This is a genomic window from Modicisalibacter sp., assembly GCF_055145905.1.
On sequence record NZ_JBSREH010000041.1, the window covers coordinates 100,245 to 124,635 of the forward strand.

The following is a 24,391-nucleotide window of genomic DNA, read 5'->3' on the forward strand; positions in this document are numbered from 1 at the left end:
CTTCGCATCAGCCCGCCTGGCCCTTCTGGCTGGGGATCGGGCGCTCTCCCACCTCGATCGTGACCGTGCGGCGTTCGCCGCCGCGGATGATCGTCACCGGCAATTGGGTGCCGGGCTTGATCTCGGCGATGTCGGCCATGGCCACGCGAGGGTCGAGAATCGGCTTGCCATCGATGGCGGTCATCACGTCACCGGGTTGCAGCCCGGCCTTGTCGCCCGGCCCGTTGGGCAGCACGCTGGAAATCACTACCCCCTGAGCGGCCTTGAGGCCGAACGAGGTTGCCAGGTTGGGTGTGATCTCCTGGGCCTCGATGCCCAGCCAGCCGCGAATCACTCGGCCGTGGGTGATGATCTGGCGGAGAATCTCGCGCGCCAGGTTGGTGGGAATGGCGAAGCCGATGCCCTGCGAGCCACCCGAGCGTGAGAAGATCGCCGTGTTGATGCCGACCAGGGCGCCTCGGGCATTGACCAGCGCGCCTCCGGAATTGCCGGGGTTGATCGCCGCGTCGGTCTGGATGAAGTCCTCGTAGGCGGACAGCCCCAGGTGGTTGCGCCCGGTGGCACTGATGATGCCCATGGTGACCGTCTGGCCGACTCCGAACGGGTTGCCGATGGCCAGGCTGACATCGCCCACGGCGATCTTCTCGGAGTCGGCCAAGCGAATCACCGGCAGCTTCTTGAGGTCGATCTTCAATACGGCCAGATCGCTGTCGGGGTCGGTGCCGACCAGCGTGGCCAGGGTCTCGCGACCGTCGCGCAGGGCCACCTGAATCTGGTCGGCGCCCTGGATCACGTGATTGTTGGTCAGGACATAGCCTTCATCGCTGACGATCACCCCCGAGCCCAGGCTGGACAGCAGGCGCTGGCGGCGCGGCATGTCCTTGCCGAAGAACTGCCGGAAGAAGGGGTCGGACATCAGTGGATGCTGTTCGCGCTGGACCACCCGTGACGAGTAGACGTTGACTACCGCCGGCGCGGCCTCGGCGACGGCGGTGGAGTAGCTGACCGGCCCTTCATCGCGCTTCATGGGTGCGGCATCGCGCAGCTGGGGCGCGGCCCGTGCCGGGGTGTCGGCGGCGGGTGTTGCCGTTGCGGCGGGCGAGGAGGTCGCCTCGGGGGCGGTGATGGCGTCGGGCTTGCCGAGCAGCTGCGGGAACTGGTCCAGCAGTACCACGGCCAGCAGGATTCCGGTGATCACGGGCCAGAGCAGGGGCATCACGAAGCGGCGCATGAAAAATCCTTGGATGCGGGGGCGCGCACCGGGTGTCTCGAAGCCGGTGGAGGCAGCCATTACAATGGGCGGATTGTAACACTGCCGTGAATCGAATGCTGGAGGAGTGATGGTTGCACGTGATCGCGTGGTGGACGCCTGTACCCGACTGCTGGCGCCCGAACGCTTCAAGGATTATACCGAGAACGGCCTGCAGGTGGCCGGGCGCGAGTCGGTGGGCCGCGTGCTCAGCGGTGTCACCGCCTGCCAGGCCCTGCTGGACGAGGCGGTGGCCTGGCAGGCCGATCTGGTGCTGGTACATCATGGCTACTTCTGGAAGAACGAGCCGGTGGCGGTGACCGGTATGAAGCGCCGGCGCCTGGCGACGCTGCTGACTCATGACATCAATCTGCTGGCCTACCATCTACCGCTGGATGCGCATGCCGAGCTGGGCAACAACGCGCGCCTGGCCGAGCGTCTGGGATTCCGGGTCGAGGGCTGTGCCGATGGGGCGCTGGGCGAAGGGCTGGTCTGGCTGGGCGAGCCCGAGCAGGCGCTGGATACACCGGCGATGGGGGCGCATCTGGCGCGGCGACTGGGGCGCGAGCCGATGACGGTGGCCGGTCACGAGCGGCCGATCCGGCGCGTCGCCTGGTGCACCGGCGGGGCGCAGGACATGATCGCTCAGGCCTGCGAGGCGGGGGCCGACGCCTTCATCTCGGGCGAGATTTCCGAGCGCACTACCCACATGGCGCGGGAAATGGGTATCAGCTATTTCGCCGCCGGTCATCACGCCACCGAGCGTTACGGGGTGCAGGCGCTGGGCGAGTGGCTGGCCGCCGAGTTGGGTGTCGAGCATCGTTTCGTGGATATCGACAACCCGGCCTGAGGCCGTGCTCGGCGCCTGCCGGGCCGGGAAGTCGCGGCGACCGGGCGGGCGCCGGAAGAGGAGAGCGGGCGCTATCCGGTGCGCTCAGTAGCGGACCGGCGTTTCGCTGTCGCGCGTGGTGTCGTCGCGCTGCAGGCCGAAATCCTCGGACAGGGTGCCGTGGCTGCCGTCCGCGTAATCGCGCGGCGTCGCTGACGCTGCGGCCTCGCCGTCGGTGTCTTCTTCTGCACGGGTACCGCCGAGGCGGCGCTTGAGCTTCGGGTCATCGCTCAACTGCTCGGCGCTGCGGGCCAGTTGGCGTTCGAGTTCCTGGCTCTGGCGCTGGATGTTCGTCACCAGGTCGGCGGCGCGGGACAGATGGTCGTTGAGGTGGCCGCGCATCTGGCTCAACTCCAGTTCACTTTCCGCCAGCCGCTGGCGGGTCTTCTGGTTGCGGGCGACATTGGCGTTGAGCAGGTGGTAGCCCAGCGCGCCGACGCCCAGGCCGGCCAGGAAGCCGGCGATGGCCAGGATCCAATCGATGTTGCTCTGATACACGTCGTTCCCCTTGATTGCTCGCAGTTGCCACGCCGGAGAGGGTGGCGGCCCGGCCCCGGCCTCGCGGCGCCCGGACGGACTTATTATACGGGGCAGGGTTGCGCACGGGTCAACGCATGGCGTCGCCCATGGTCGATTCGGCGTCGGCGCGTATAATGTCGGGCTCACTGACCGCAGCCGAGGACCGTTCGACGACAATGACCTCGTCCACCACGCCATCTTCCGCCGGTGACCGCCAGGCCGCCGCGCGCACGCCCATCGAACGCTATCGCAGCGACCTGCAGCGCGAGGGCTTTCAGCATGATGCCGCCCAGGAGCGCGCCGTCGCCCATCTGCAGCGCCTCTATGACGACCTGGTCGCCACGCCGCGGCGCGAGCTGACGCCGGGCGGCAACGACGTCGGCCTCAAGTCGCGTGTCGCCCGCCTGTTCGGCAAGCGCGAAAGCGCCCCCGACCGCCCGGCGCTGCCCGATGTGCAGGGGCTCTACTTCTGGGGCGGGGTGGGTCGCGGCAAGACCTATCTGGTCGATACCTTCTACGAGGCGCTGCCCTTTCCCGACAAGATGCGCACCCATTTCCATCGCTTCATGCAGCGGGTGCACAACGAGCTCGAACACTACAAGGGCGAGAAGAACCCGCTGACGCTGATCGCCGCCAAGTTCGCCGCGGAAGCCCGGGTGATCTGCTTCGACGAGTTCTTCGTCAAGGACATCACCGACGCGATGATTCTGGCCAATCTGCTCGAGGCGCTGTTCGCCCAGGGGGTAGTGTTGGTCGCGACCTCCAACATCGTGCCCGACGACCTTTACAAGGATGGACTGCAGCGGGCGCGCTTCCTGCCTGCCATCGATCTGGTCAAGCGCCACTGCGAGGTGGTCAACGTCGATTCCGGGGTCGACTACCGCCTGCGGGCGCTCGAGCACGTCACCCTGTTTCATTCACCGCTGGGCGAGGCGGCGGACCGTCAGCTGGCGCGCAACTTCCGCGACGTGGCGGGTGCGGACGGTGAGGCCGAGGTGCCCATCGAGGTCAATCACCGCGTATTGACGGCCCAGCGACTGCACGAGGACGTGGTGTGGTTCGAGTTCGAGACGCTGTGCGACGGGCCGCGCAGCCAGAACGACTATATCGAGCTGGCGCGCGAGTTCCATACCGTGCTGGTGGCCAACGTGCCGCAGATGGGCCGGGCCAGTGACGACCAGGCCCGGCGTTTCATCAACCTGGTCGACGAGTTCTACGATCGTGGCGTCAAGCTGCTGATGTCGGCGGCCGTGCCGGTGGCGTCGCTCTACCCGGAGGGCAGTCTGGCCTTCGAGTTCGAGCGGACTCTCTCCCGGCTGCAGGAAATGCAGTCGCGGGAGTACCTGGCGCTGCCCCACAAACCGTGACACGCCTCTTAACCTGGGCGGGCGGAGCATGTACAATGCTCGCTCGCTCGACCGTTGTCGGCTCCTTTGCGAGACGGCAACCAAGAAAAATAGGGATGGTCGAACGCCGACGGCGTGGGACCCAATACATCAATTGGTGATTCAATCCATGAAGACGTTCAGTGCTAAGCCGCAGTCCGTCAAGCGCGACTGGTATGTCGTCGACGCTGCGGACAAGACACTCGGCCGCCTGGCCACCGAAATCGCTCGCCGCCTGCGTGGCAAGCACAAGCCCGAATACACGCCGCACGTCGACACCGGCGACTACATTGTCGTGGTCAACGCCGAGAAGGTCCGCGTGACCGGCAACAAGGCCCAGGCGAAGAACTACTACCGTCATACCGGCTATCCGGGCGGTCTGCGTTCCATGAACTTCGAGCAGATGATCGACCACGCGCCGGAGCGGGTCATCGAAGCGGCCGTCAAGGGCATGCTGCCGAAGGGGCCGCTGGGTCGTGCCATGTATTCCAAGCTCAAGGTCTATGCCGGCGCCGAGCATCCGCATGCCGCGCAGCAGCCGCAAGAACTGAACATCTAAAGGATATTTCGCCATGTCACAGCAGTATTACGGTACCGGCCGTCGCAAGACCTCCACGGCCCGTGTGTTCCTCAAGCCGGGCACCGGCAAGATCACCGTCAACAACCGCGAGCTGGGTGAATACTTCGGCCGCGTGACCGCCCAGATGGTCGTGCGCCAGCCGTTCGAGCTGACCCAGACCGGCGAGCAGTTCGATGCCTACATCACCGTCACCGGTGGCGGCGGCTCCGCACAGGCCGGCGCGATCCGTCACGGCCTGACCCGCGCGCTGATCAGCTACAATGAAGAGTTCCGCAAGCCGCTGCGCGAAGCCGGCTACGTGACTCGTGACGCGCGCGAAGTCGAGCGCAAGAAAGTGGGTCTGCGCAAGGCACGTCGTCGCCCGCAGTTCTCCAAGCGTTAAGACGACGCGGCATTGCGACCGCACACACGCCCGGGCCAGTGGCCCGGGCGTTTTCGATTGTGCCGTGCGCGAGCCGGCCGACGGGTTGATCCGGGGCGTGCGGGGTTGATCAGGCTGCCCTTGCGCCGGGCTTCTCGTGTTATCATGCACCGCTCGAACTGATGCGAGGAACTGTTACATGGGTGTAGTGGCCAAGCGGTCGTCCATGACCTTCTATTCCGGCAGCGATGATCATTACAGTCATCGGGTGCGTATTGTGCTGGCCGAGAAGGGTGTCGCCGTCGACATCATCGAAGTCGGCGAGGACAACCGTCCTGCCGAGCTGGCGGATCTCAACCCCTATAACAGCGTGCCGACGCTCCTGGATCGGGACCTGGTGCTCTACGAGTCCAAGGTCATGATGGAGTATCTCGACGAGCGTTTCCCGCATCCGCCGCTGCTTCCCGTCTATCCGGTGGCGCGTGCCCAGAGCCGGCTGTGGATGCATCGTGTCGAGCGGGAGTGGTGCCCGCTGGTCGAGACCATTATCACCAGCGGCAAGAAGGAAGCCGATCGTGCGCGCAAGGAGCTGCGCGAGAGCATCGTCGGGATCTCCCCCATCTTCGAGGACATGCCGTACTTCATGAGCGAGGAGTTCTCGCTGGTGGACTGCTGCATGGCGCCGCTCCTCTGGCGGCTGCCGGCACTGGGCATCGAGTTGCCGGAAAAGCAGGTCAAGCCGTTGATGGGCTACATGGAGCGCCTGTTCTCGCGGGAGGCCTTCAAGGCATCGCTGACCGAGACCGAGCGCGAGATGCGCACCTGAATTCATATCATGGCGGTCGCCGCACGGCGGCCGTGTCATCGGAGGGTCTGTGCATGCAGTCTAGCCGTCCCTATCTGGCCCGCGCCCTGTACGAGTGGTTGCTGGACAACGATCATACGCCCTACATCGTCGTCGATGCCGAGCACGACGGGGTCCAGGTGCCGTCGCAATTCGTCCAGAACGGGCAGATCGTGCTCAACGTCGCGCCGAGCGCGGTACGCGAGCTTCACATGGCGAATGATGCCATCACTTTCAACGCCCGTTTCGGCGGTCAGCCGATGCAGGTCATCGTGCCCTGCGAGGCCCTGATCGCCCTCTATGCCCGCGAGAACGGGGTCGGCATGGTGTTCGGTCACGAGCCGGTGATGCCCGGCGCAGAGGACGCCGACGAGACGGGCGAGCCGGAAGCGTTGTCCCGGGAGTCACGCCCGACACTGGAAAGTGTCGAGGGGCGAAGTGAATCGGAAGCGTCTTCGGAAGACGAGGACGAGACGGCGTCCGACGACGGGCGCAAGAAGGGGCGCCCCTCGCTGCGTGTGATCAAGTAACGAGCGCGCACCTCGAGTCCATCAAGACACTGCCGCGGCCTTCGGGTCGCGGCGGTGTCGTTTGTGGCCGGGCTTAGTTCAGGTAGTCGAAAATCTTGACGATGCGCTGCACGCCACTGATGTTCGAGACCTCGTTGACGATGCGCTGGGCTTCGTCGCGAGTCACCATGCCCATCAGGTACAGAGTGGCGTTTTCCGCGATCACCTCCACATGGCGTGAATCGATGCCCTTGTTGGCGGCCATCTCGGCCTGGGCGCGGGTTTCGAGCCAGTCATCCTTCAGCCGTTGGCCCAGGGGCAGGTTGGCGGCCACGGTCAGTTCGTTGTAGACCTTGCGTACCTGGCGGGTATCGCGGGCGATGCTTTCGGCCTTGTCCTTGAGTTCCTGGCTGGGTACCTGGCCGAACAGCAGCACCACGCCGTTGTAGCTGTTCACCCCGATGCGCGCATCGCTCAGGCGGGCGTCGGTCCGCGCCATGGCGTCATGTATCTTGGACTCGATGTTCTCGTCCTCGACCTTCATGCCGGGGGTGCGCGTGCTGTAGTCCTCGCCCTGCGGGGCGGGCGTGGCCACTTCGTTGACCACGCTGCAGCCACCGAGGCCCAGAGCCAGTGCTAGAAGAGCCGGGGTAAGCGCTTTTGTCTTCTTCATGGTAATTACTCGCTGCTGCCGAAAAGTTGTTCGTCGATCAGGTCGCACAGGCAGTGGATGACCAGCAGGTGGACTTCCTGGATGCGTGCCGTGGAAGTGGCCGGCACACGAATCTCGCAGTCATCCTGGCCCAGCAGTGACGCCATGTTGCCCCCGTCGCGCCCGGTGAGCGCCACGATAGCCATGTCGCGGTCGTGGGCCGCCTGGATGGCCTGCACGACATTGGCCGAGTTGCCGCTGGTGGAGATGGCCAGCAGGATGTCGCCGGGCTGGCCGAGTGCGCGCACCTGCTTGGAAAACACCTCGTTGTAGCTGTAGTCGTTGGCGATCGAGGTCAGCGTGGAGGTATCGGTGGTCAATGCCAGTGCCGGCAGGCTCGGGCGCTCGCGCTCGAAGCGGTTGAGCAGTTCCGAGGAAAAGTGCTGACTGTCGCCCGCGCTGCCGCCGTTGCCGCAGGCAAGGATCTTGCCCTCGTTGACCAGGCACTGGACCATCATCTGGCTGGCGACCTCGATGAAGGGCGGCAGGACTTCGCTGGCGTACGTCTTGGTGTCGATGCTGGCGTTGAAGTGGCCGAGAATGCGCGATTGAAAATCCATGTCGTGTCAGAGGTCCGGTAGCGGTCAGAACGCTTCGAAGGCCGCGCGTATCCAGGTGTACTCCAGCTCGGGCGGAGTCCCGATGATACCCACCACATCGAAGCGGCACGGACATGATAATCCGTGGCGCTGGAGATAAAAACGCGCCGCCTGGATCAGGCGACGCTGCTTGCCGGCGGTGATCGTCTCGAGCGGATGGCCGTGTCGGGCATCGGCGCGATGGCGTACCTCGACGAACACCAGTACCTCGCCGTCCCGCATGACCAGATCGAGCTCGCCGCCCTTGGCGTGCTGGTTGCGGGCCACCGGCACGAGTCCGCGGGCCTGCAGCCAGCCTTCCGCGGCGCGCTCGAGACGCGCGCCGCGTGCCCGCGTGTGTTCGCGTGAACGCTCAGGGCGCCACATGGTCAGCCGGAGCGGTATCGGGGCTCGGTTCGCCGTCCGGCGCGCCGGCGGGGTCATCGCCCGTGCCGAGCGTGAGGTTGCCGGCGTCTTTGGGGTCGAGCACGGCCAGCGGCGGCTGCGGCACGCCGTCGACGAACATGGCCCAGGGCAGTTCGCGGTGGATGCGCCCGTCCTGCGAGGCGCTGAGCATGCCCGTCGCGCCGAACACCTCGACGCCCGGGGCCGCCTGCAGCAGCGGCAGGCGACGCGCCAATTCGAAGGCATCCACACCCATCGCTTCCAGCTTGAACAGGGCGGGGTCGCTGCCGTCGTGCAGGGCCTGGTAGCTGGCGTGGTAGGGCAGAGCATCGGCGCCGCCCACCGCGGCCTCGGGGATCTGCCAGGGGATCTCCACGAACTGCACGCCGTTCAGGTCATGATCCTGGCGTGGCTGGGGGCGCCCCTCGTAAAGATGCGAGGTGGCGTAGATGGGCAGGTCGGCGGCGTAGTAGAACTCCAGCATCGGCGGTACCTGGCGCGCGTAGGGCGGCAGGGCCAGCAGAAAGAGCGCATCAAGATGGCGCTGTGGGTGCTGGTTCCGGGTGTCGAGCAGCTTCTGCACGGCATTGGACACCGAGCCCTGCGGGTCGTAGCGCACCTCGGCGGCGACCCGGCCGCCCTCCTGCTGCCAGGCGTCACGGAAGGCGCTACCGACGCGGGCGCCCCAGTCGTTATCGGGCACCAGCATGCCGGCAATCTTGTGGCCGTCGAGGCTGGCACGATGGGCCGTCTGGCGTGCCTCATCCTCGGCGGACAGGCCGTACTCGAAGAGGTCGTCGGCCTGGTTGGCGTCCGCTACGCCGTAGTTGAGCGCCAGGGTAGGCAGGGGGACGGCGCCGCTTTTCTCGAGCTGCGAGACCTTATCCTTGTCCAGCGGCCCCAGCACCACCTGGGCGCCGGCCATTGCGGCCTGGGCGTAGAGTGTTTCGAGATCGCTGCGGCTGGTGTCGTAGAAGTGCAGCTGAGGCGTCTGCTCGCCCTGGTCGAGTGCCTTCATGTGGCGGGTCTCGATGCCCTGACGGATCGCCTTGGCGACCCCGGCGAGCGGGCCGGATCCGGGGAGGAAGACGGCGACATGCCGCACGTCGCGGCCTCGCAGGTCGCGCAGGGCCTGCAGGTCACCGGGCAGACGACGGGCGGCCGGATGATTCGGGTAGCGCGAGCGCCACTGGTCGATGCGGGCGAATAGCCTGGCGATGTCGCCGCTGTTGCGGCGCTGCAGGGTCAGCAGGTCCACCCAGCCACGGGTCAGGCTGTCCCGGGGCGTCAGGTCCTGCAGGGCCGAACCGCGCAGGCGGGTCAGCTGGCGCCAGATGTCGTCGTTGAGCGAGAAGGGGGCGTCGTCGCGCTGCAGGGCGATCAGGGTCTCCACGGCGGCCTGCGGTTCGCCGACCATGCCCTGCGCCTGGCCGCGGCGGTAGCGCAGGGTGAGCGCCTGGTCGCGTGACAGCGGGATGTCGCTGTCGAGCACATCGGTAGCCTGGAGCACGCTGCGGCCGTCTTCCTGGGTGATGCCCAGACGCGACTGCAGCAGGGCCCAGTCGCGGCGAGCCGGCGGAGGAAGCTGGGTGGCATCGAGTGTTCGCGTGACCTGCAGCGCCTGCGCCGTTTCGCCCTGGCGTGCTAGGATGTCGGCAGCCCGGAGCCGGGTCCTGGCGGCGTCGGCACCGCTCTGACGCTGGGCCTGGTTCAACAGTTCGGCGGGATCCGCCCCGCCGGCCGGCTTGCCGGTGATCGGTGACTGGCCGGCGCAAGCCGACAGCAGCAGGGCGACCAGGCCGACACCGCACAGGCGTCGCAGCGATTTGTCCATAGCGTCTCGATTCCTTGTGTCTGGCGAAGTCCGGCCCGGCGTCGACCTGCCGCTGGCGTCGTCAGCCATGCGCGCCTTCCTGGCTCATGACCATGACATCGACGTTCGGATAACGACCCATGACCGAGTCTATCAAAGGCACATTGTACGTGGTGGCCACCCCGATTGGTAACCTCGCGGACCTCTCGCCGAGAGCGCGGGACGTGCTGGCCTCCGTGGCCCTGATCGCCGCCGAGGACACGCGCCACTCCGCCCGCCTGTTACGCCATCTGGGAATCGAGGCGCCCCTGGTCTCACTGCATGAGCACAACGAGGCCCAGCGCATCGCCTCGCTGACGGCGCGCCTGGAGGCGGGCGAGGACGTGGCGCTGATCAGCGATGCGGGCACGCCACTGATTTCCGATCCGGGCTTTCTGCTGGTCCGGACCCTGCGCGAGCGCGGCCTGCGTGTGGTGCCGGTGCCGGGAGCCTGCGCGCTGGTCGCCGCGCTGTCGGCCTCGGGCGTGGCCACCGACCGCTTCCTGTTCGCCGGTTTCCTGCCGGCCAGGGGCGGGGCGCGGCGCTCGGCCATCGAGGCCCTGGCGGAGCGCCGGGAAACGCTGGTGTTCTACGAGTCGCCGCATCGCATCCGCGAGACCCTGGCCGACCTGGATGCGGTGCTGGGCGAGCGCCACCTGGTGCTGGCCCGCGAGCTGACCAAGACCTTCGAGACCTTCCTGGCCGGCGCGCCCGCCGACCTGCTGGCCACGCTGGAGGCCGATCCCAACCAGGCCCGCGGCGAGTTCGTGCTGATGCTCGAGGGGGCGCCGGAGGTGGACCGCGATCCCGAAAGGGAACGCGGGCGCGAGCTGATCGGGGCCATGCTTGCCGAGGGGGTCGGGGTCAAGCAGGCCGCGGCGGTGGTGGCGCGAGTGCTGGGCGGGCGCAAAAAGGGCTGGTATGACGAGGCCTTGTCGCTCAAGGCCGACGGTTGAGGGGGGCGCGGCACGCTGCTATTCTTGCGCGCTTGGGAGCTGGCCAGACAGTCGCCGCCGGAACGTTCGCGTTCCGGGGGAGGAAAGTCCGGGCTCCATAGGGCAGGGTGCCAGGTAACGCCTGGGCGGCGCGAGCCGACGGAAAGTGCAGCAGAGAGTAGACCGCCTAAGCAGCGCAAGCTGCCGGCAAGGGTGAAAGGGTGCGGTAAGAGCGCACCGCGCGCCTGGCAACAGTGCGTGGCACGGTAAACCCCACCCGGAGCAAGACCGAATAGGCCCCCGACGCTGTGGCCCGCAGTGGGGGCGGGTAGGTTGCTGGAGCCCAGTGGTGACGCTGGGCCTAGATGAATGGCTGTCCTCGACAGAACCCGGCTTATCGGCCGGCTCCCATCCTCCTTTTTCATTGATCAGGTTTTCGAGACTTGCATGCCGCACAGCGCCGCTTCTTCGTCGTCCGCCTACCGCCATGCCAGCGTGCTGCTCGACGGTGCCATCGATACCCTGCTCAATGATCCCGCCGGTATCTATCTGGACGGTACCTTCGGCCGGGGCGGTCACAGCCGGGCGCTGCTGGAACGCCTGAGCCCCGAGGGGCGGCTTCTGGCCATCGATCGCGACCCCGAGGCGCTGGCCGAGGCCCGGCGCATCGAGGATCCGCGTTTTTCCATCCACGCCAGTCCCTTCAGCCGACTCGATGCGATCGCCCGCGAACAAGGCGTCCAAGGGCGCCTGTCGGGCATCCTGCTGGATATCGGGGTGTCCTCGCCGCAGCTCGATGACCCCGAGCGTGGTTTCAGCTTCCTGCGCGACGGCCCGCTGGACATGCGCATGGACCCGACCCAGGGCGAGAGCGCGGCGCAGTGGCTGGCGCGTGCCGACGAGCGCGATATCGCCTGGGTCTTCAAGACCTACGGCGAGGAGCGCTTCGCCCGACGCATGGCGCGGGCCATCGTCGAGCGGCGCCGCGAGACGCCGATTACCCGCACCGGCGAGCTGGCCGAGCTGCTCAAGGCGGCGCATCCCGCCTGGGAGAAAGGCAAGCATCCGGCGACGCGGGCCTTCCAGGCGTTGCGCATCCATGTCAACCGTGAACTCGAGGAACTCGAGGCGGCGCTGGAGGCGGCCCTCGAGGCGCTGGCGCCGGGCGGACACCTGGTGATCATCAGCTTTCACTCGCTGGAGGACCGCCGCGTCAAGCGCTTCATCCGCGATCAGGTGCGTGGCGATACCCATCTGCCCCGCGGCATGCCGATCCGCGACGACCAGCTGGCCCGGCGCCTGGAAACGCTGGGCAAGGCACAGCGTCCCGGAGAGGCCGAAGTCGCCGAGAACCCCCGTGCACGCAGCGCGGTGATGCGCGCCGCCCGTAAACTCGCCTAGGACGTCGGCATGGCCAGCACTTCCCCGGACACGCCCAGGACGCAACCGCGCCGCCGCTGGCGGTTGCAGTGGCGACTGTGGCTGGTGGGCCTGCTGATCGTGCTGATTCTGGGCAGCGCGCTGGCGGTGATCGCCAGTGCCCACCGCACCCGCGTGCAGTATGCGCGCCTGCAACGCCTCGAGGCCCAGCAGGACAAGCTGCAGACGGCGTGGGGGCGGCTTCTGCTCGAGGAAAGCACCTGGTCGGCGCCGTCGCGGATCGAGCGTCTGGCTGCCGAGCGCCTCGACATGCAGGTGCCCGACATCAGCCAGGTCAAGGTGATCCAGCCATGACGCAGTCGCGGCAGACACCGACGCGGGCCGAGGTGGCGCCGATGGGCCGGGGGCGCTATCGCTTCCTGATCGGTGTCGTGCTGATCGCCCTGGCGGCGCTGGTGGGACGGATCGCATACCTGAATGTCATCGACCGGGACTTCCTGCAGGGGCAGGGGGATGCCCGCACCCTGCGGGTCGAGCCGATCGATGCCCACCGGGGCATGATCACCGACCGGCACGGCGACCCGCTGGCGATTTCCACCCCGGTGGTAAGCCTGTGGGCCAATCCCCAGGAGCTGCCCGACGACGATATCCAGCGGCTGGTGCTGGCTCGGGCGCTGGGGGTCGACCTGGATTCGCTGGATGCGCGCATCCAGCGCTACCGGAATCATGAATTCATGTACCTGCGGCGACGGATGACCCCGGATGCCGCCCAGAAGGTGCTCGATCTTCAGCTGCCGGGCGTCTACGCGCAGCATGAGTACAAGCGCTACTATCCCTCCGGCGAGGTGACGGCGCAGCTTGTCGGCGTGACCAATATCGACGATCAGGGGCAGGAAGGTCTCGAGCTGGCCTACAACGGCTACCTGTCCGGGGAGCCGGGAAAACGCCGCGTACTCAAGGATCGCAAGGGGCGGCTGGTGCGCGATCTTCACCTGCTCAAGGAGGCCAAGCCGGGCGGCGACCTGACCCTGTCCATCGACCTGCGTCTGCAGTACATGGCCTACCGCGAGCTCAAGGCAGCGGTCGACGAGCACAATGCCGACGGTGGCACCCTGGTGATGATGGATGCCCATACCGGCGAGGTGCTGGCCATGGTCAACTCGCCCTCCTACAACCCCAACAACCGCACCGACATCGATGTCGACGGGCTGCGCAACCAGGCGATCACCGACGCCTTCGAGCCCGGTTCGGTGATGAAGCCGCTGGCGATGTCGGCGGCGCTCGAGACCGACAAGATCACCCCGGACACGGTGATCGACACCTCGCCCGGGTACACGCGGGTCGACGGCTACACCATCAATGACTTCCGTAACTACGGCAAGCTCAAGCCGGCCGGAATCCTGCTGCACTCGTCCAACGTCGGCATGACCCGCATTGCGCTGCAACTCGATGACGACACCATCTGGAACCGCTATCAGGCGCTGGGGCTGGGAAAAGCGCCGGAAATCGGCTTTCCCGGCGAGGCGGAGGGCAGTCTTCCCGCCCCCTACAACTGGTCGGACAGCAAGCGGGCGACCATGGCCTACGGCTACGGAGTGGCGGTCTCGGCGCTGCAGCTGGCCACCGCCTACACGGCGATCGCCAATGACGGGCGCGAGCTGTCGCCGTCGCTGCTCAAGGTCTCGGACCCACCGGCGGGCAAGCAGGTGATCAAGCCCCGGGTGGCGCATGAGCTGCTGGGCATGCTCGAGCACATCGTTCAGCCCCATGCCGGCGGTTCCAAGGCGATGGTGCCCGGCTACCGGATCGCCGGCAAGACCGGGACGGTACGCAAGGTCGAAAGCAGCGGCTATCAGACCACCGCCTATCGCTCGCTGTTCGCCGGGATCGCGCCGGTCTCGGACCCGCGCATCGTCACCGTGGTGATGATCGACAATGCCCGCGGACAGGAATACTACGGCGGCCTGGTGGCCGCGCCGGTATTTTCCCGGGTAGTCGGCAAGGCGCTGCGCCTGCTGGATGTACTGCCGGACAAGAAGGAGGCCCTGCCGTGATCGAGACGACCCGTGTGCGCCTGGCCGATGCGCTGGCTGCACTCTGGCCCCATGGCGATGTACTGCCGTTGCCGCATGACGCCACGCCGATCTGCCTGACCCGTGACAGCCGGGAGGTGCCGCACTGCCCGCATCCGGCGGTATTCATCGCCGTGCCGGGCGTGATGGGCGACGGGCGCCGCTTCATCGGTGACGCCCTGACGGCCGGTGCCGAATGGGTGCTCGCCGAAGGGGAGGGCGAGCCGGCGGCGTCCGAGTCGCGCACCAGCTGGCTGCCCGAACTCGGCGAGTCCCTGGGCGAGCTCGGCCGGGAACTGTTCCGCGTGCCCGCCTCGCTATCGCTGATTGCCGTCACGGGCACCAACGGCAAGAGTTCCGTGACCCACTACCTGGCGCAGCTGTCGACGGCGCTGGGGCATCCGGCGGGGGTCGTCGGCACGCTGGGCTGGGGGCGCCTCGGGGCGTTGATCGACAGCGGCCAGACCACGCCGGGGGCGCTGGAGCTGCAGGCGGCGCTGGGCGCGATGGCCGCCGACGGCCTCGAGCGGGTGGCGATCGAGGCTTCGTCCCACGCGCTGGCCCAGCAGCGGCTGGCGGGCGCCCGGGTAGACACCGCGGTGTTTACCAACTTGAGCCGTGATCATCTCGACTATCACGGCAGCATGGCGGCCTATGCCGCCGCTAAGGCACGCCTCTTCCAGCGTCCCGAACTCGAGCACGCGGTGGTCAATGGCGACGATCCGCTGACGCGGCTGATGCTGGCCGGGCTGCCGGCGGGCGTGCGGGTGCTGGCGACCGGGACCGCCGAGGCTACCACCCTGCGCGTGCTGGACTGGCTGCCCCACGAAACGGGGCAGCGGGCGCTGATCGCCACCCCGGACGGCGAGCGGGCCCTCGAGCTTTCCCTGATGGGGCGCTTCAACCTGGATAATGTGCTGCTGGCCATGGCCGCGCTGCTGGGGCAGGGCGAGGATCTGGACGAGCTGTGCCGGGCCGCAGCCGAGCTGGCGCCGGTGCCGGGGCGCATGCAGCGTCTGACCCGGCCCGGGGCGCCGACTGTGGTGGTCGACTACGCGCATACCCCGGATGCCCTGGCACACGCCCTGCGAGCGCTGCGTGACCACCTGCCGGGCGAGGGCGCCGCGACGGCGAAGCTATGGTGCGTATTCGGCTGTGGCGGTGATCGCGATACCGGCAAGCGGGCGTTGATGGGCGAGGTCGCCGGCCGCGAGGCCGACCGCGTGATCGTCACCGACGACAACCCCCGCAGCGAGGACCCGGCGGCGATCCGCGAAGCTATCCTCTCCGGCATGAGCGATGCCGGCCGTGCCGCGGCGCTGAGCCTGGAAGGGCGGGCGGCGGCCATCGAACGGGCGGTGGCCGACGCCGATGCCGGTGACCTGATCCTGGTGGCCGGCAAGGGCCACGAGACCTCCCAGGAGATCGCCGGGCAACGCCATCCCTTCAGTGATGAAGCCGCGGCGCGTCAGGCGCTGGCTCGGCGGGAGGCGCGCGCATGACACCGCCGTTCCCGGCCCGTCTGGGCGAGGTCGCGCGTCTGCTTGATTGCCCCGCGCCGCTGGCCGACGCCGCCATGGGTGCCGTGACCACCGATACCCGCAGCCTGGGGCGCGGAGATCTGTTCATCGCCCTCGAGGGCGAGCGTTTCGACGGCCATGCCTTTCTGGCCCGGGCGCGAGAAGCCGGTGCCGTGGCGGCGGTCGTCGCGCGCCCGGTCGACGATCCATTGGCACAACTGGTGGTACCCGATACGCGGCTGGCGCTGGGCATGCTGGCCGAGGCGCGGCGCCGGGCCTGGGGCGGCAGGCTGGCGGCCGTCACCGGCAACAGCGGCAAGACCACCGTCAAGGAGATGCTGGCGACCCTGGTGCGCCGTCAGGGGGCGACACTGGCGACCCGTGGCAACCTCAATAACGAGATCGGAGTTCCGCTGACCCTGCTGGGTCTCGAGGCCGGGCACCGTCACGCGGTGCTGGAGCTGGGGGCCAACCATCGCGGCGAGATCGCCTGGACGACGACCCTGGCACGCCCCGACGTGGCGGTGATTACCAACGTGACCGGGGCTCATGTCGGTGAATTCGGTGGGGCGGGCGCCATCGCCCAGGCCAAGGCCGAGATCCTGGCAGGATTGCCGGCCGACGGGACGGCGGTGCTCAACCGCGAGGATCGTTTCTACGCCTTCTGGCGGTGCATGGCCGGAGAGCGCGAGGTCATGGATTTCGCCGTCGAGCTCCCGGCGCGGGTCCGCGCCCGCGATCTGGTCGCGGATGACACGGGGCGTTATGCTTTCACGCTCGTCATTGATGGCCGCGAGGCAGGGCGCGTCAGCCTGGCATTGATGGGACGTCACAACGTGGCCAACGCGCTGGCCGCCGCGGCGGCTGCGCTGGCGCTGGGGCTGCCCGAGAGCGAGCTGGCCGCCGGGCTGGGCGAGGCGGCCGCGCTGCCGGGGCGGCTGTCGCTGACGGCGGGCCGTGAGGGACGCCGGCTGCTCGATGATACCTACAACGCCAATCCCGGCGCTGTGAAGGCGGCGCTGGACGTGCTGGCCGCCTTACCGGGGCCGCATTACTGCTACTTGGGCGCCATGGGGGAATTGGGAGCGGCCTCCGCGGCATTGCACGCCGAGGTGGGGCGGTATGCCCGCGAACGGGGTATCGACTTTCTCGGTACACTGGGCGCCGAAGCCGAGCCGGCGGCTCGAGCCTTCGGCGATCCCGGGTGCCATTTCACGGACTGGGCGGCGCTGCTGTGTCACGCCCACGACCATCTGCCGCCCGGGGCCAGCGTGCTGGTCAAGGGCTCGCGCAGTGCCGGCATGGAGCGTCTGATTGCCGAGCTGCGTGCCGATGATTCAAGGTGAGCGGAACCCATGCTGCTTTTCTTAGCCGATTTGCTGGCGCAGTTTCAGAGCGCTTTCACGGTCTTCAACTATCTCACGCTGCGAACCATCCTGGGGACGCTCACGGCATTGCTGTTGTGTCTGTGGCTGGGACCACTGGTGATTCGTCGTCTGGTCGAGCGCCAGATCGGCCAGGCCGTGCGCGACGACGGCCCCCAGTCGCACCTGTCCAAGGCGGGCACACCCACCATGGGCGGGGCGATGATCCTGATCGCGATCGCCATCAGTACCCTGCTGTGGGGGGATCTAACCAACCACTATGTCTGGCTGGTGCTCATCGTCACCCTGGGCTTCGGTGCCATCGGCTGGGTCGATGATTTCCGCAAGGTGGTGGAAAAGAATCCGCGGGGCCTGCCGGCGCGCTGGAAGTATTTCTGGCAGTCGGTGCTGGGGCTCGGTGCGGCGGTGTTCCTCTACGTGACCGCGGCCAGTCCGGTGGAGACCAGCCTCATCGTGCCGCTGTTCAAGGAAGTGGCCGTACCGCTGGGGCTGGGCTTCGTGGTTCTGACCTATCTGGTGATTGTGGGCAGCTCCAACGCGGTGAACCTGACCGACGGTCTCGACGGGCTGGCGATCATGCCCACGGTGATGGTGGCCATGGGGCTGGCCGTGTTCGCCTATGCCAGCGGCAACACGGTGTTCGCCGAATACCTGCATATCCCCCAGGTGCCGGGGGCCGGCGAACTGGCGGTGTTCTGCGGCACCATTGCGGGGGCCGGGCTGGGCTTTCTGTGGTTCAACACCTACCCGGCGCAGGTGTTCATGGGCGATGTCGGCGCGCTGTCGCTGGGCGCCGCGCTGGGGGTGGTGGCCGTGGTGGTGCGCCAGGAGATCGTGCTGTTCATCATGGGCGGCGTCTTCGTCATGGAGACGATCTCGGTGATTCTCCAGGTGGCCTCCTACAAGCTGACCGGTCGGCGCATCTTCCGCATGGCGCCGCTGCACCACCATTTCGAGCTCAAGGGCTGGCCGGAGCCCCGGGTGATCGTGCGTTTCTGGATCATCACCGTGGTGCTGGTGCTGCTGGGCCTGTCCACGCTGAAGATTCGCTAGGTGCCGGCGTGTCCGTCGAACGGCAAGAAGGGAGAGAAGCGGCGATGACAACGGTGCCACCGGGCTACACCCTGGTCGTCGGTCTGGGCGTGTCGGGGTTGGCGATCGCTCGCCATCTGGCGCGGCGCGGCGAGCCATTCATGATGGCCGACACCCGGGCCGAGCCGCCCGGCCTGGCCGACCTCCACCGCGCGTTTCCCGATGTGGCGGTGCATACCGGCCCGCTGACCGAGCTGGACATGGCCGAGGCCAGTGAGCTGGTGCTGAGCCCCGGCGTCGATCCGCTCACGCCGGGCATCGCCGACTACTGGCGGGCGACACTGGCCGGACATGCCGATGTGCCGCGGGTAGTGGGCGAGATCGCCCTGTTCGTGCGCGACTGCCCGGGACGGATCGCCGCGATCACCGGTTCCAACGCCAAGTCGACGGTGACGACGCTGCTCGGCGAGATGGCCGCCGAGGCCGGTCGGCGCGTGGCGGTCGGCGGCAACCTGGGGACGCCGGCGCTCGACCTGCTGGCCCGGCAGCCGGAGGCGGAGCTGTTCGTGCTCGAGCTGTCGAGCTTCCAGCTCGAGACCACGCCCGACCTGGGCGCGGCGTGTGTGGCCTTCCTCAACCTGTCCGAGGACCATCTTGACCGGCATGGCGACATGGCCGGCTATCAGGCCGCCAAGCGTGCCATCTTCCGGGGCGCAACACACGCGGTGGTCAATGCCGAGGATCCCTGGACCTGGCCGGCAGCGCCGTTGTCGTCGCAGGCACGCTTCACGACCCGCCCGCCGCAGGGCGACGACTGGGGCATCGCCCCGGGACCGGACGGGTCCCCCTGGCTGATGCACGGCGAGACGCCGCTGATGGCGACCGGCGAGATGCGCCTGGCCGGCCGTCACAACCAGGCCAATGCCCTGGCGGCGCTGGCCATGGGGACGTACCTGGGGCTCGAGGGGGCTGCGATGCGCCGGGTGCTGGCACGCTTTTCCGGCCTGCCGCACCGCGGCGAGCTGGTGGCCGAGGCGGATGGCATCCGCTGGATCAACGATTCCAAGGGCACCAATGTCGGTGCGACCCTGGCGGCGATTGCCGGTCTCGGCCCCACATTGACCGGACGGCTCGTCTGGCTGGGCGGCGGAGTCGGCAAGGGGGCGGACTTCACGCCGCTGGCCGCGCCGCTGGCTCGCCATGCCCGGGAGGCGATCGTGTTCGGTGCCGACGCCGAGCGGCTCGCGCAGGCGCTCACCGGCCAGGTGACGGTGACGCGCTGCACGACGCTTGCCGAGGCGCTAGAGCGTGCCGCCGCCATCGCCGAGCCGGGGGACTGCATCCTGCTGTCGCCGGCCTGCGCCAGTCTCGACCAGTTCACCGACTATCGCGCACGCGGCGAGGCCTTTCGGGCAGCGGCGCAAGCCTATTGCGCGTCCGGTGCGGAGGGACGACCGTGATCGCCGCGCTGAGCCGCCGTCTGTCCACCGATCATCAGCGTTGTGACGGCTGGTTGCTGATCGCGGCGCTGTCCCTGCTGCTGGTCGGCTGGGTCATGGTGACCTCGGCCTCCACCGAAATTGCCGCCAGCCTGACCGGCAATCCCTATTATTTCAGCATTCGTCACGGCGTCTTCATCCTGATATCGCTGGTGATCGCCGTGCCACTGGTCCGGGTGCCGCTCTCGTTATGGAAGCGCTACGCCGGCTGGCTACTGCTGGGGGCCTTCGTATTGCTGCTGGTGGTGCTGTTCGTGGGTACCGAGGTCAACGGCAGCCGCCGCTGGCTGCGGCTCGGCATCGTCAACGTGCAGGCCTCGGAAGTGGCCAAGCTGTGTCTGATCCTGTTCGTGGCGCGTTACCTCGAGCGTTTTCTGCCGGGGGTGCGTCGCTACTGGTGGGACTTTCTCAAGCCGCTGGTGATTCTGGTGCCGTTCGGGGTGCTGCTGATCATGGAGCCCGACTACGGCGCGCTGGTGGTGGTCACCGGCTGTGTGATGGGCATGCTGCTGATGGCCGGCGCGCCGTTGATGCGGTTCATTCTGCTGCTGGCGCTGGTAGTGGTACTGGGCGGCATCGTCGCGGTCGCCGAACCCTATCGCCTCGAGCGCCTGACCAGTTTCACCAACCCCTGGGCGGACATGTATAACTCGGGGTATCAGCTGACCCAGGCCTTGATCGCCTACGGGCGCGGGCACTGGTTCGGCCTGGGGCTGGGCAACAGTGTGCAGAAGCTGTTCTACCTGCCCGAGGCGCATACCGACTTCGTGTTCGCGGTGATCGCCGAGGAGCTCGGCCTGGTGGGCGCCGTGGCGGTCGTGGGCCTGTTCGCGGTACTGGTGTACCGGGCACTGCGGATCGGCCGGCGTGCCGAGCTGGCGCGATTGCCGTTCGCGGCCTATCTCAGCTACGGTATCGCCCTTGTCTTCGGTGCCCAGGCGTTCATCAACATCGGTGTCAGCACCGGCATGCTGCCGACCAAGGGGCTGACCCTGCCGCTGCTCAGCTACGGTGGCTCCAGCCTGGTGGTGAGCGCGGTGATGGTGGCGCTGCTGGTGCGCGTCGATCTCGACACCCGGCAGATACTGCGCAACGCCCACGGCGGCAAGGCGCGCTGACGATCTTCAACACATTCAGGGAGCCTCAGGCGGTGACACAGGAGACGACTTCCTCCGCGACACAGGCACGCTTGCAACGAGTGCTGATCATGGCCGGAGGGACGGGCGGACACGTGATTCCGGCGCTGTCTCTGGCCGAGGCTCTGACGCAGCGCGGCGTTCAGGTCGAGTGGCTGGGCAGTCCTCGGGGGATCGAGAATCGCCTGGTGCCCGAGGCCGGACTGGTGCTGCATCGTATCGCGGTGGCCGGCCTGCGCGGCAACGGCATGGCCGGCTGGTTGCAGGCGCCGTGGCGGCTGTGGCGGGCGGTGGCACAGGCGAAACGTGTGCTGACCACCTTTGACCCGCAACTGGTGGTGGGGCTGGGCGGATTCGCCAGCGGCCCCGGCGGTCTGGCGGCGCGGCTGAGCGGGCGGCCGCTGATCGTCCATGAGCAGAATGCGATCGCCGGGCTGACCAATCAGGTGCTGGCGCGGCTGGCGTGGCGTGCCTATGCGGCCTTCCCCGGCGCGTTTCGCAAGCTGGGGTCGCGCCGTGAGGCGATCGTCATCGGTAACCCGGTGCGTCCGGCCATTGCCCGCCTGGGCGAGACGCTTCGTGATCCTGAAGCCATGCAGGGGCGCCGCCTGCGGGTGCTGGTGGTGGGGGGCTCCCTGGGGGCGGTGGCCCTCAACCAGTTGCTTCCCGAGGCGCTGGCGAAGCTGCCCGAAGCGCAGCGGCCCGAGGTTCGTCATCAGGCCGGTCGCGAGCGTCGCGAGACCACCGAGCAGGGCTATCGGGAGGCCGGGGTCGATGCCCGGGTCAGCGAGTTCATCGACGACATGGCCGAGGCCTACGCCTGGGCGGACCTGGTGGTCTGCCGTTCCGGGGCGCTGACGGTCAGCGAGCTGGCGGCGGCGGCGAAGCCGGCGCTGCTGGTGCCGTTCCCGTATGCAGTCGACGATCACCAGACCCGCAATGCCGATTACCTGGTGGAGGCCGGGGCCGCGCGACTGCTGCCCCAGGCTACCCTGAACGCGACCTCGCTGGCCGCCGTGCTGGACGAGGTCCTCAATCCCCAACTTCTCGCCACCATGGCCGGGGCGGCGCGCTCCCGGGCGCGCCTTGATGCCGTCGAGCGCCTGGTGGAAGGCTGCATGGAGGCCGCTCTTGAGCGATAGCATGTTTTCTCCCGTCCCCGGCCAGCTTCGCAAGGGGCCCGGCATGCGGCGCATCCGGCGCATTCACTTCGTGGGCATCGGTGGCGCCGGCATGTGCGGGATCGCCGAGGTGCTGGCCAATCAGGGCTATGAGGTCAGCGGCAGCGACCTCAAGGCATCGGCGGTGACGGCGCACCTCGAGGCGTGCGGCGTGCGCATCGCCATCGGACATGCCGCGGCGCATGCCGGCGGGGCCGATGTGGTGGTGGTATCCACCGCGGTGGACGCCGGCAACCCGGAAATCGACTGGGCCCGGGAGCATCGCGTTCCGGTGGTGCGGCGTGCCGAGATGCTGGCGGAGCTGATGCGCTTTCGTCACGGCATTGCCATCGCCGGTACTCACGGCAAGACCACCACCACCAGCCTGACCGCCACCATGCTGGCCGAGGGCGGGCTGGACCCGACCTTCGTGATCGGTGGCAAGCTGACCAGCGCCGGCACCAATGCGCGCCTGGGGGAGGGCGACGTGCTGGTCGCGGAAGCCGACGAGTCGGATGCCTCCTTCCTCCACCTGCAGCCCATGGTCGCGGTGGTGACCAATGTGGATGCCGACCACATGGGGACCTACGCCGGAGACTTCACACGGCTCAAGGACACCTTCATCGAGTTTCTGCACAACCTGCCGTTCTACGGTCTGGCGGTGCTGTGCCTGGACGATGCCAATGTGCGCGAGCTGCTCCCGCGGGTGCAGCGGCAGTTCGTGACCTACGGCTTCGACGAGCAGGCGGACTACCGGGTCACCGATTTCGTGCAGCAGGCCGGCGAGATTCGCTTCACGGCACGGCGCCCGGAGGGGCATGCGCCGCTGGCGGTGCGCCTGGCGATGCCCGGTGAGCACAATGCGCTCAATGCCCTGGCGTCGATCGCCGTCGCCACCGATGCCGGTGTCGAGGATGCGGCGATCCAGCGGGGACTGGCGAGCTTCGCCGGCGTGGGGCGGCGCTTCCAGGTGCATGGCGAGTTTGCCCTGCCCGGCGGGGAGGGGCAGGTGATGCTGGTGGACGATTATGGGCACCACCCTCGGGAAGTGGAGATGGTGATCCGCGCGGTACGTGCGGGCTGGCCGCAGCGGCGGCTGGTGATGGTGTACCAGCCGCATCGGTTTTCGCGTACCCGGGATCTCTACGAGGATTTCGTGCGGGTGCTGTCCGGGGTCGATACCCTGGTGCTGCTGGATGTCTACAGTGCCGGCGAGGCGCCGATCCCCGGTGCGGAAGGGCGAACCCTGGCGGGCTCGATCCGGCAGCGCGGCGAGGTCGATCCCCTGTTCGCCGAGACCAAGGCCGAACTGCCGCGTCTGTTGCAGAATGTGCTGCAGGATGGCGATATCCTGATCACCCAGGGGGCGGGCGATATCGGCGGCATCGCCCTGGCCCTGGCCGACAGTCATCTGGGCTTGCATGAGGTCGAACTATGAGCGTCAAGCATCAGGCGCGCACCGGAACGCCGTGCCCCGGACGTTACGGGCGCGTGATCGTGCTCTACGGGGGGGATTCGGCCGAACGTGAGGTGTCACTGGTCAGTGGTGCCGCCGTGCTGGCTGCCTTGCAGCGCAGCGGTGTGGATGCGCGCGGCCATGATCTGGCAGCCGGTGGCCTGAGTGGCCTCGAGGCACTGGCACCGGATCGGGTGTTCATCGCGTTGCACGGCCGCGGCGGCGAGGATGGGACCGTGCAGGGGGCTCTGGAGCTGCTCGGCGTCCCCTATACCGGTAGCGGCGTGCTGGCTTCGGCGCTGGGCATGGACAAGCAGCGTACCAAGCAGCTGTGGCGAGCCGTCGGGCTGCCCACACCCGAGAGCATCACGCTCGGTCGTGAATCGGACTGGGACGCGGTCGTGGCGCAGCTGGGCCTGCCGTTGGTCGTCAAGCCCGTCCACGAGGGATCGACGCTGGGCATTACCATCGTCCATGACCGACAGGCCCTGGAGGCCGCCTTTGCCGAAGCGGCCCGCTTCGACGCGGCGGTCATGGCCGAACGCTACATTCAGGGCGACGAGTACACGGTGTCGCTGCTCGGCGACCGGACGCTGCCGGCGATTCGGGTCGAAGTGCCCGGCGGGTTCTACGACTACGAGGCCAAGTACCATTCCGACACGACGCGCTACCATCTGCCCTGCGGGCTGAGCGAGGCGGATGAGCGCGCCCTGGGTGACCTGTGTCGCGAGGCCTTTCTGGCCATCGGCGCCAGAGGCTGGGGGCGTGTCGATGTGATGCGCGATGCGGAAGGGCGTTTCTGGCTGCTCGAGGTCAATACCGTGCCGGGGATGACCGATCACAGCCTGGTGCCGCAGTCCGCCGCGCATGCCGGGATCGATTTCGATACCTTGGTGCTGCGTATTCTCGACACGACCCTGGAGTCCTGACCCG

The 24,391-nt window shown here is 67.8% G+C and carries 24 protein-coding genes and 1 other RNA gene; 19 read left to right on the top strand and 6 right to left on the bottom strand.

Annotated elements, in window-relative coordinates; all coding sequences use genetic code 11:
- Positions 1-7 precede the first annotated feature (7 nt).
- Positions 8-1,231, bottom strand: coding sequence for a S1C family serine protease (locus tag ACTCB7_RS12590; protein WP_463006936.1), 1,224 nt, complete (start codon positions 1,229-1,231; stop codon positions 8-10).
- Positions 1,232-1,340: 109 nt separating this feature from the next.
- Here ACTCB7_RS12590 and ACTCB7_RS12595 point away from each other — a divergent pair, with 109 nt between their 5' ends.
- Entirely contained in the window at positions 1,341-2,099 is a 759-nt protein-coding gene (locus ACTCB7_RS12595) for a Nif3-like dinuclear metal center hexameric protein (RefSeq protein WP_463006937.1), read from the top strand.
- 84 nt (positions 2,100-2,183) lie between these two features.
- Here the strand turns inward: ACTCB7_RS12595 and ACTCB7_RS12600 are convergent, their stop codons facing one another.
- Positions 2,184-2,636: a Z-ring associated ZapG family protein gene (locus tag ACTCB7_RS12600; RefSeq protein ID WP_463006938.1), complete on the bottom strand. Its 453-nt coding sequence runs from the start codon at positions 2,634-2,636 to the stop codon at positions 2,184-2,186.
- A 197-nt stretch (positions 2,637-2,833) separates the two neighbouring features.
- Between ACTCB7_RS12600 and zapE the strand changes: the two genes are divergently transcribed.
- The 5 genes from zapE (at position 2,834) to ACTCB7_RS12625 (ending at position 6,357) form a co-directional block, all read left to right on the top strand.
- Positions 2,834-4,024 carry a cell division protein ZapE gene (gene zapE, locus ACTCB7_RS12605; RefSeq protein ID WP_463006939.1) on the top strand — a complete coding sequence of 397 codons (1,191 nt, stop codon included), beginning with the start codon at positions 2,834-2,836 and terminating at the stop codon, positions 4,022-4,024.
- 148 nt (positions 4,025-4,172) lie between these two features.
- Positions 4,173-4,601 (top strand): 50S ribosomal protein L13, encoded by a 429-nt coding sequence (rplM, locus tag ACTCB7_RS12610; RefSeq protein WP_463006940.1) that lies wholly within the window; start codon positions 4,173-4,175, stop codon positions 4,599-4,601.
- 13 nt (positions 4,602-4,614) lie between these two features.
- The gene (rpsI, locus tag ACTCB7_RS12615) at positions 4,615-5,004 is read left to right on the top strand and encodes a 30S ribosomal protein S9 (protein WP_163649865.1); all 390 of its coding nucleotides are present in this window, start codon (positions 4,615-4,617) and stop codon (positions 5,002-5,004) included.
- Between the two features lie 178 nt (positions 5,005-5,182).
- Positions 5,183-5,809 (top strand): stringent starvation protein SspA, encoded by a 627-nt coding sequence (sspA, locus tag ACTCB7_RS12620; RefSeq protein WP_463006941.1) that lies wholly within the window; start codon positions 5,183-5,185, stop codon positions 5,807-5,809.
- 53 nt (positions 5,810-5,862) lie between these two features.
- Positions 5,863-6,357, top strand: coding sequence for a ClpXP protease specificity-enhancing factor (locus tag ACTCB7_RS12625; RefSeq protein ID WP_463006942.1), 495 nt, complete (start codon positions 5,863-5,865; stop codon positions 6,355-6,357).
- Positions 6,358-6,430: 73 nt separating this feature from the next.
- Here the strand turns inward: ACTCB7_RS12625 and ACTCB7_RS12630 are convergent, their stop codons facing one another.
- From ACTCB7_RS12630 to ACTCB7_RS12645, 4 genes are read right to left on the bottom strand one after another with little or no spacing between them, the layout of a single operon-like run.
- Complete coding sequence (locus ACTCB7_RS12630) at positions 6,431-7,009, bottom strand: BON domain-containing protein (RefSeq protein ID WP_463006943.1); 579 nt, start codon at positions 7,007-7,009, stop codon at positions 6,431-6,433.
- A 5-nt stretch (positions 7,010-7,014) separates the two neighbouring features.
- The gene (locus ACTCB7_RS12635) at positions 7,015-7,608 is read right to left on the bottom strand and encodes a phosphoheptose isomerase (RefSeq protein ID WP_463006944.1); all 594 of its coding nucleotides are present in this window, start codon (positions 7,606-7,608) and stop codon (positions 7,015-7,017) included.
- A gap of 24 nt (positions 7,609-7,632) precedes the next feature.
- Positions 7,633-8,013, bottom strand: a complete 381-nt coding sequence (locus ACTCB7_RS12640; RefSeq protein WP_463006945.1) for a YraN family protein — start codon at positions 8,011-8,013, stop codon at positions 7,633-7,635.
- Positions 8,000-9,865 (bottom strand): penicillin-binding protein activator, encoded by a 1,866-nt coding sequence (locus ACTCB7_RS12645; protein WP_463006946.1) that lies wholly within the window; start codon positions 9,863-9,865, stop codon positions 8,000-8,002. The genes ACTCB7_RS12640 and ACTCB7_RS12645 overlap by 14 nt, the downstream gene beginning before the upstream one ends.
- A 119-nt stretch (positions 9,866-9,984) precedes the next feature.
- Between ACTCB7_RS12645 and rsmI the strand changes: the two genes are divergently transcribed.
- The 13 genes from rsmI (at position 9,985) to ACTCB7_RS12710 (ending at position 24,387) form a co-directional block, all read left to right on the top strand.
- Positions 9,985-10,839, top strand: a complete 855-nt coding sequence (rsmI, locus tag ACTCB7_RS12650; RefSeq protein WP_463006947.1) for a 16S rRNA (cytidine(1402)-2'-O)-methyltransferase — start codon at positions 9,985-9,987, stop codon at positions 10,837-10,839.
- Positions 10,840-10,874: 35 nt separating this feature from the next.
- Positions 10,875-11,231: RNase P RNA component class A (gene rnpB, locus ACTCB7_RS12655), an RNA gene on the top strand.
- 34 nt (positions 11,232-11,265) lie between these two features.
- A complete protein-coding gene (gene rsmH, locus ACTCB7_RS12660) occupies positions 11,266-12,219 on the top strand; it encodes a 16S rRNA (cytosine(1402)-N(4))-methyltransferase RsmH (RefSeq protein WP_463006948.1) in 954 nt (317 codons plus the stop codon).
- 9 nt (positions 12,220-12,228) lie between these two features.
- Positions 12,229-12,552, top strand: coding sequence for a cell division protein FtsL (gene ftsL / locus ACTCB7_RS12665; protein WP_224415147.1), 324 nt, complete (start codon positions 12,229-12,231; stop codon positions 12,550-12,552).
- Complete coding sequence (locus tag ACTCB7_RS12670; RefSeq protein WP_463006949.1) at positions 12,549-14,252, top strand: peptidoglycan D,D-transpeptidase FtsI family protein; 1,704 nt, start codon at positions 12,549-12,551, stop codon at positions 14,250-14,252. The genes ftsL and ACTCB7_RS12670 overlap by 4 nt, the downstream gene beginning before the upstream one ends.
- The gene (locus ACTCB7_RS12675) at positions 14,252-15,772 is read left to right on the top strand and encodes a UDP-N-acetylmuramoyl-L-alanyl-D-glutamate--2,6-diaminopimelate ligase (RefSeq protein WP_463006962.1); all 1,521 of its coding nucleotides are present in this window, start codon (positions 14,252-14,254) and stop codon (positions 15,770-15,772) included. Before ACTCB7_RS12670 ends, ACTCB7_RS12675 begins: the two co-directional genes overlap by 1 nt.
- On the top strand, positions 15,769-17,136 hold the full coding sequence (locus ACTCB7_RS12680) for a UDP-N-acetylmuramoyl-tripeptide--D-alanyl-D-alanine ligase (protein WP_463006950.1): 1,368 nt from the start codon (positions 15,769-15,771) through the stop codon (positions 17,134-17,136). The genes ACTCB7_RS12675 and ACTCB7_RS12680 overlap by 4 nt, the downstream gene beginning before the upstream one ends.
- Before the next feature lie 9 nt (positions 17,137-17,145).
- Complete coding sequence (mraY, locus tag ACTCB7_RS12685; RefSeq protein ID WP_463006951.1) at positions 17,146-18,228, top strand: phospho-N-acetylmuramoyl-pentapeptide-transferase; 1,083 nt, start codon at positions 17,146-17,148, stop codon at positions 18,226-18,228.
- A gap of 44 nt (positions 18,229-18,272) precedes the next feature.
- On the top strand, positions 18,273-19,667 hold the full coding sequence (murD, locus tag ACTCB7_RS12690) for a UDP-N-acetylmuramoyl-L-alanine--D-glutamate ligase (RefSeq protein ID WP_463006952.1): 1,395 nt from the start codon (positions 18,273-18,275) through the stop codon (positions 19,665-19,667).
- Positions 19,667-20,824, top strand: a complete 1,158-nt coding sequence (ftsW, locus tag ACTCB7_RS12695) for a putative lipid II flippase FtsW (RefSeq protein WP_463006963.1) — start codon at positions 19,667-19,669, stop codon at positions 20,822-20,824. Before murD ends, ftsW begins: the two co-directional genes overlap by 1 nt.
- Before the next feature lie 89 nt (positions 20,825-20,913).
- Complete coding sequence (gene murG / locus ACTCB7_RS12700; RefSeq protein WP_463006953.1) at positions 20,914-21,984, top strand: undecaprenyldiphospho-muramoylpentapeptide beta-N-acetylglucosaminyltransferase; 1,071 nt, start codon at positions 20,914-20,916, stop codon at positions 21,982-21,984.
- Position 21,985: 1 nt separating this feature from the next.
- Positions 21,986-23,440 (top strand): UDP-N-acetylmuramate--L-alanine ligase, encoded by a 1,455-nt coding sequence (gene murC / locus ACTCB7_RS12705; RefSeq protein WP_463006964.1) that lies wholly within the window; start codon positions 21,986-21,988, stop codon positions 23,438-23,440.
- Entirely contained in the window at positions 23,437-24,387 is a 951-nt protein-coding gene (locus ACTCB7_RS12710; RefSeq protein WP_463006954.1) for a D-alanine--D-alanine ligase, read from the top strand. Before murC ends, ACTCB7_RS12710 begins: the two co-directional genes overlap by 4 nt.
- Positions 24,388-24,391 lie beyond the last annotated feature (4 nt).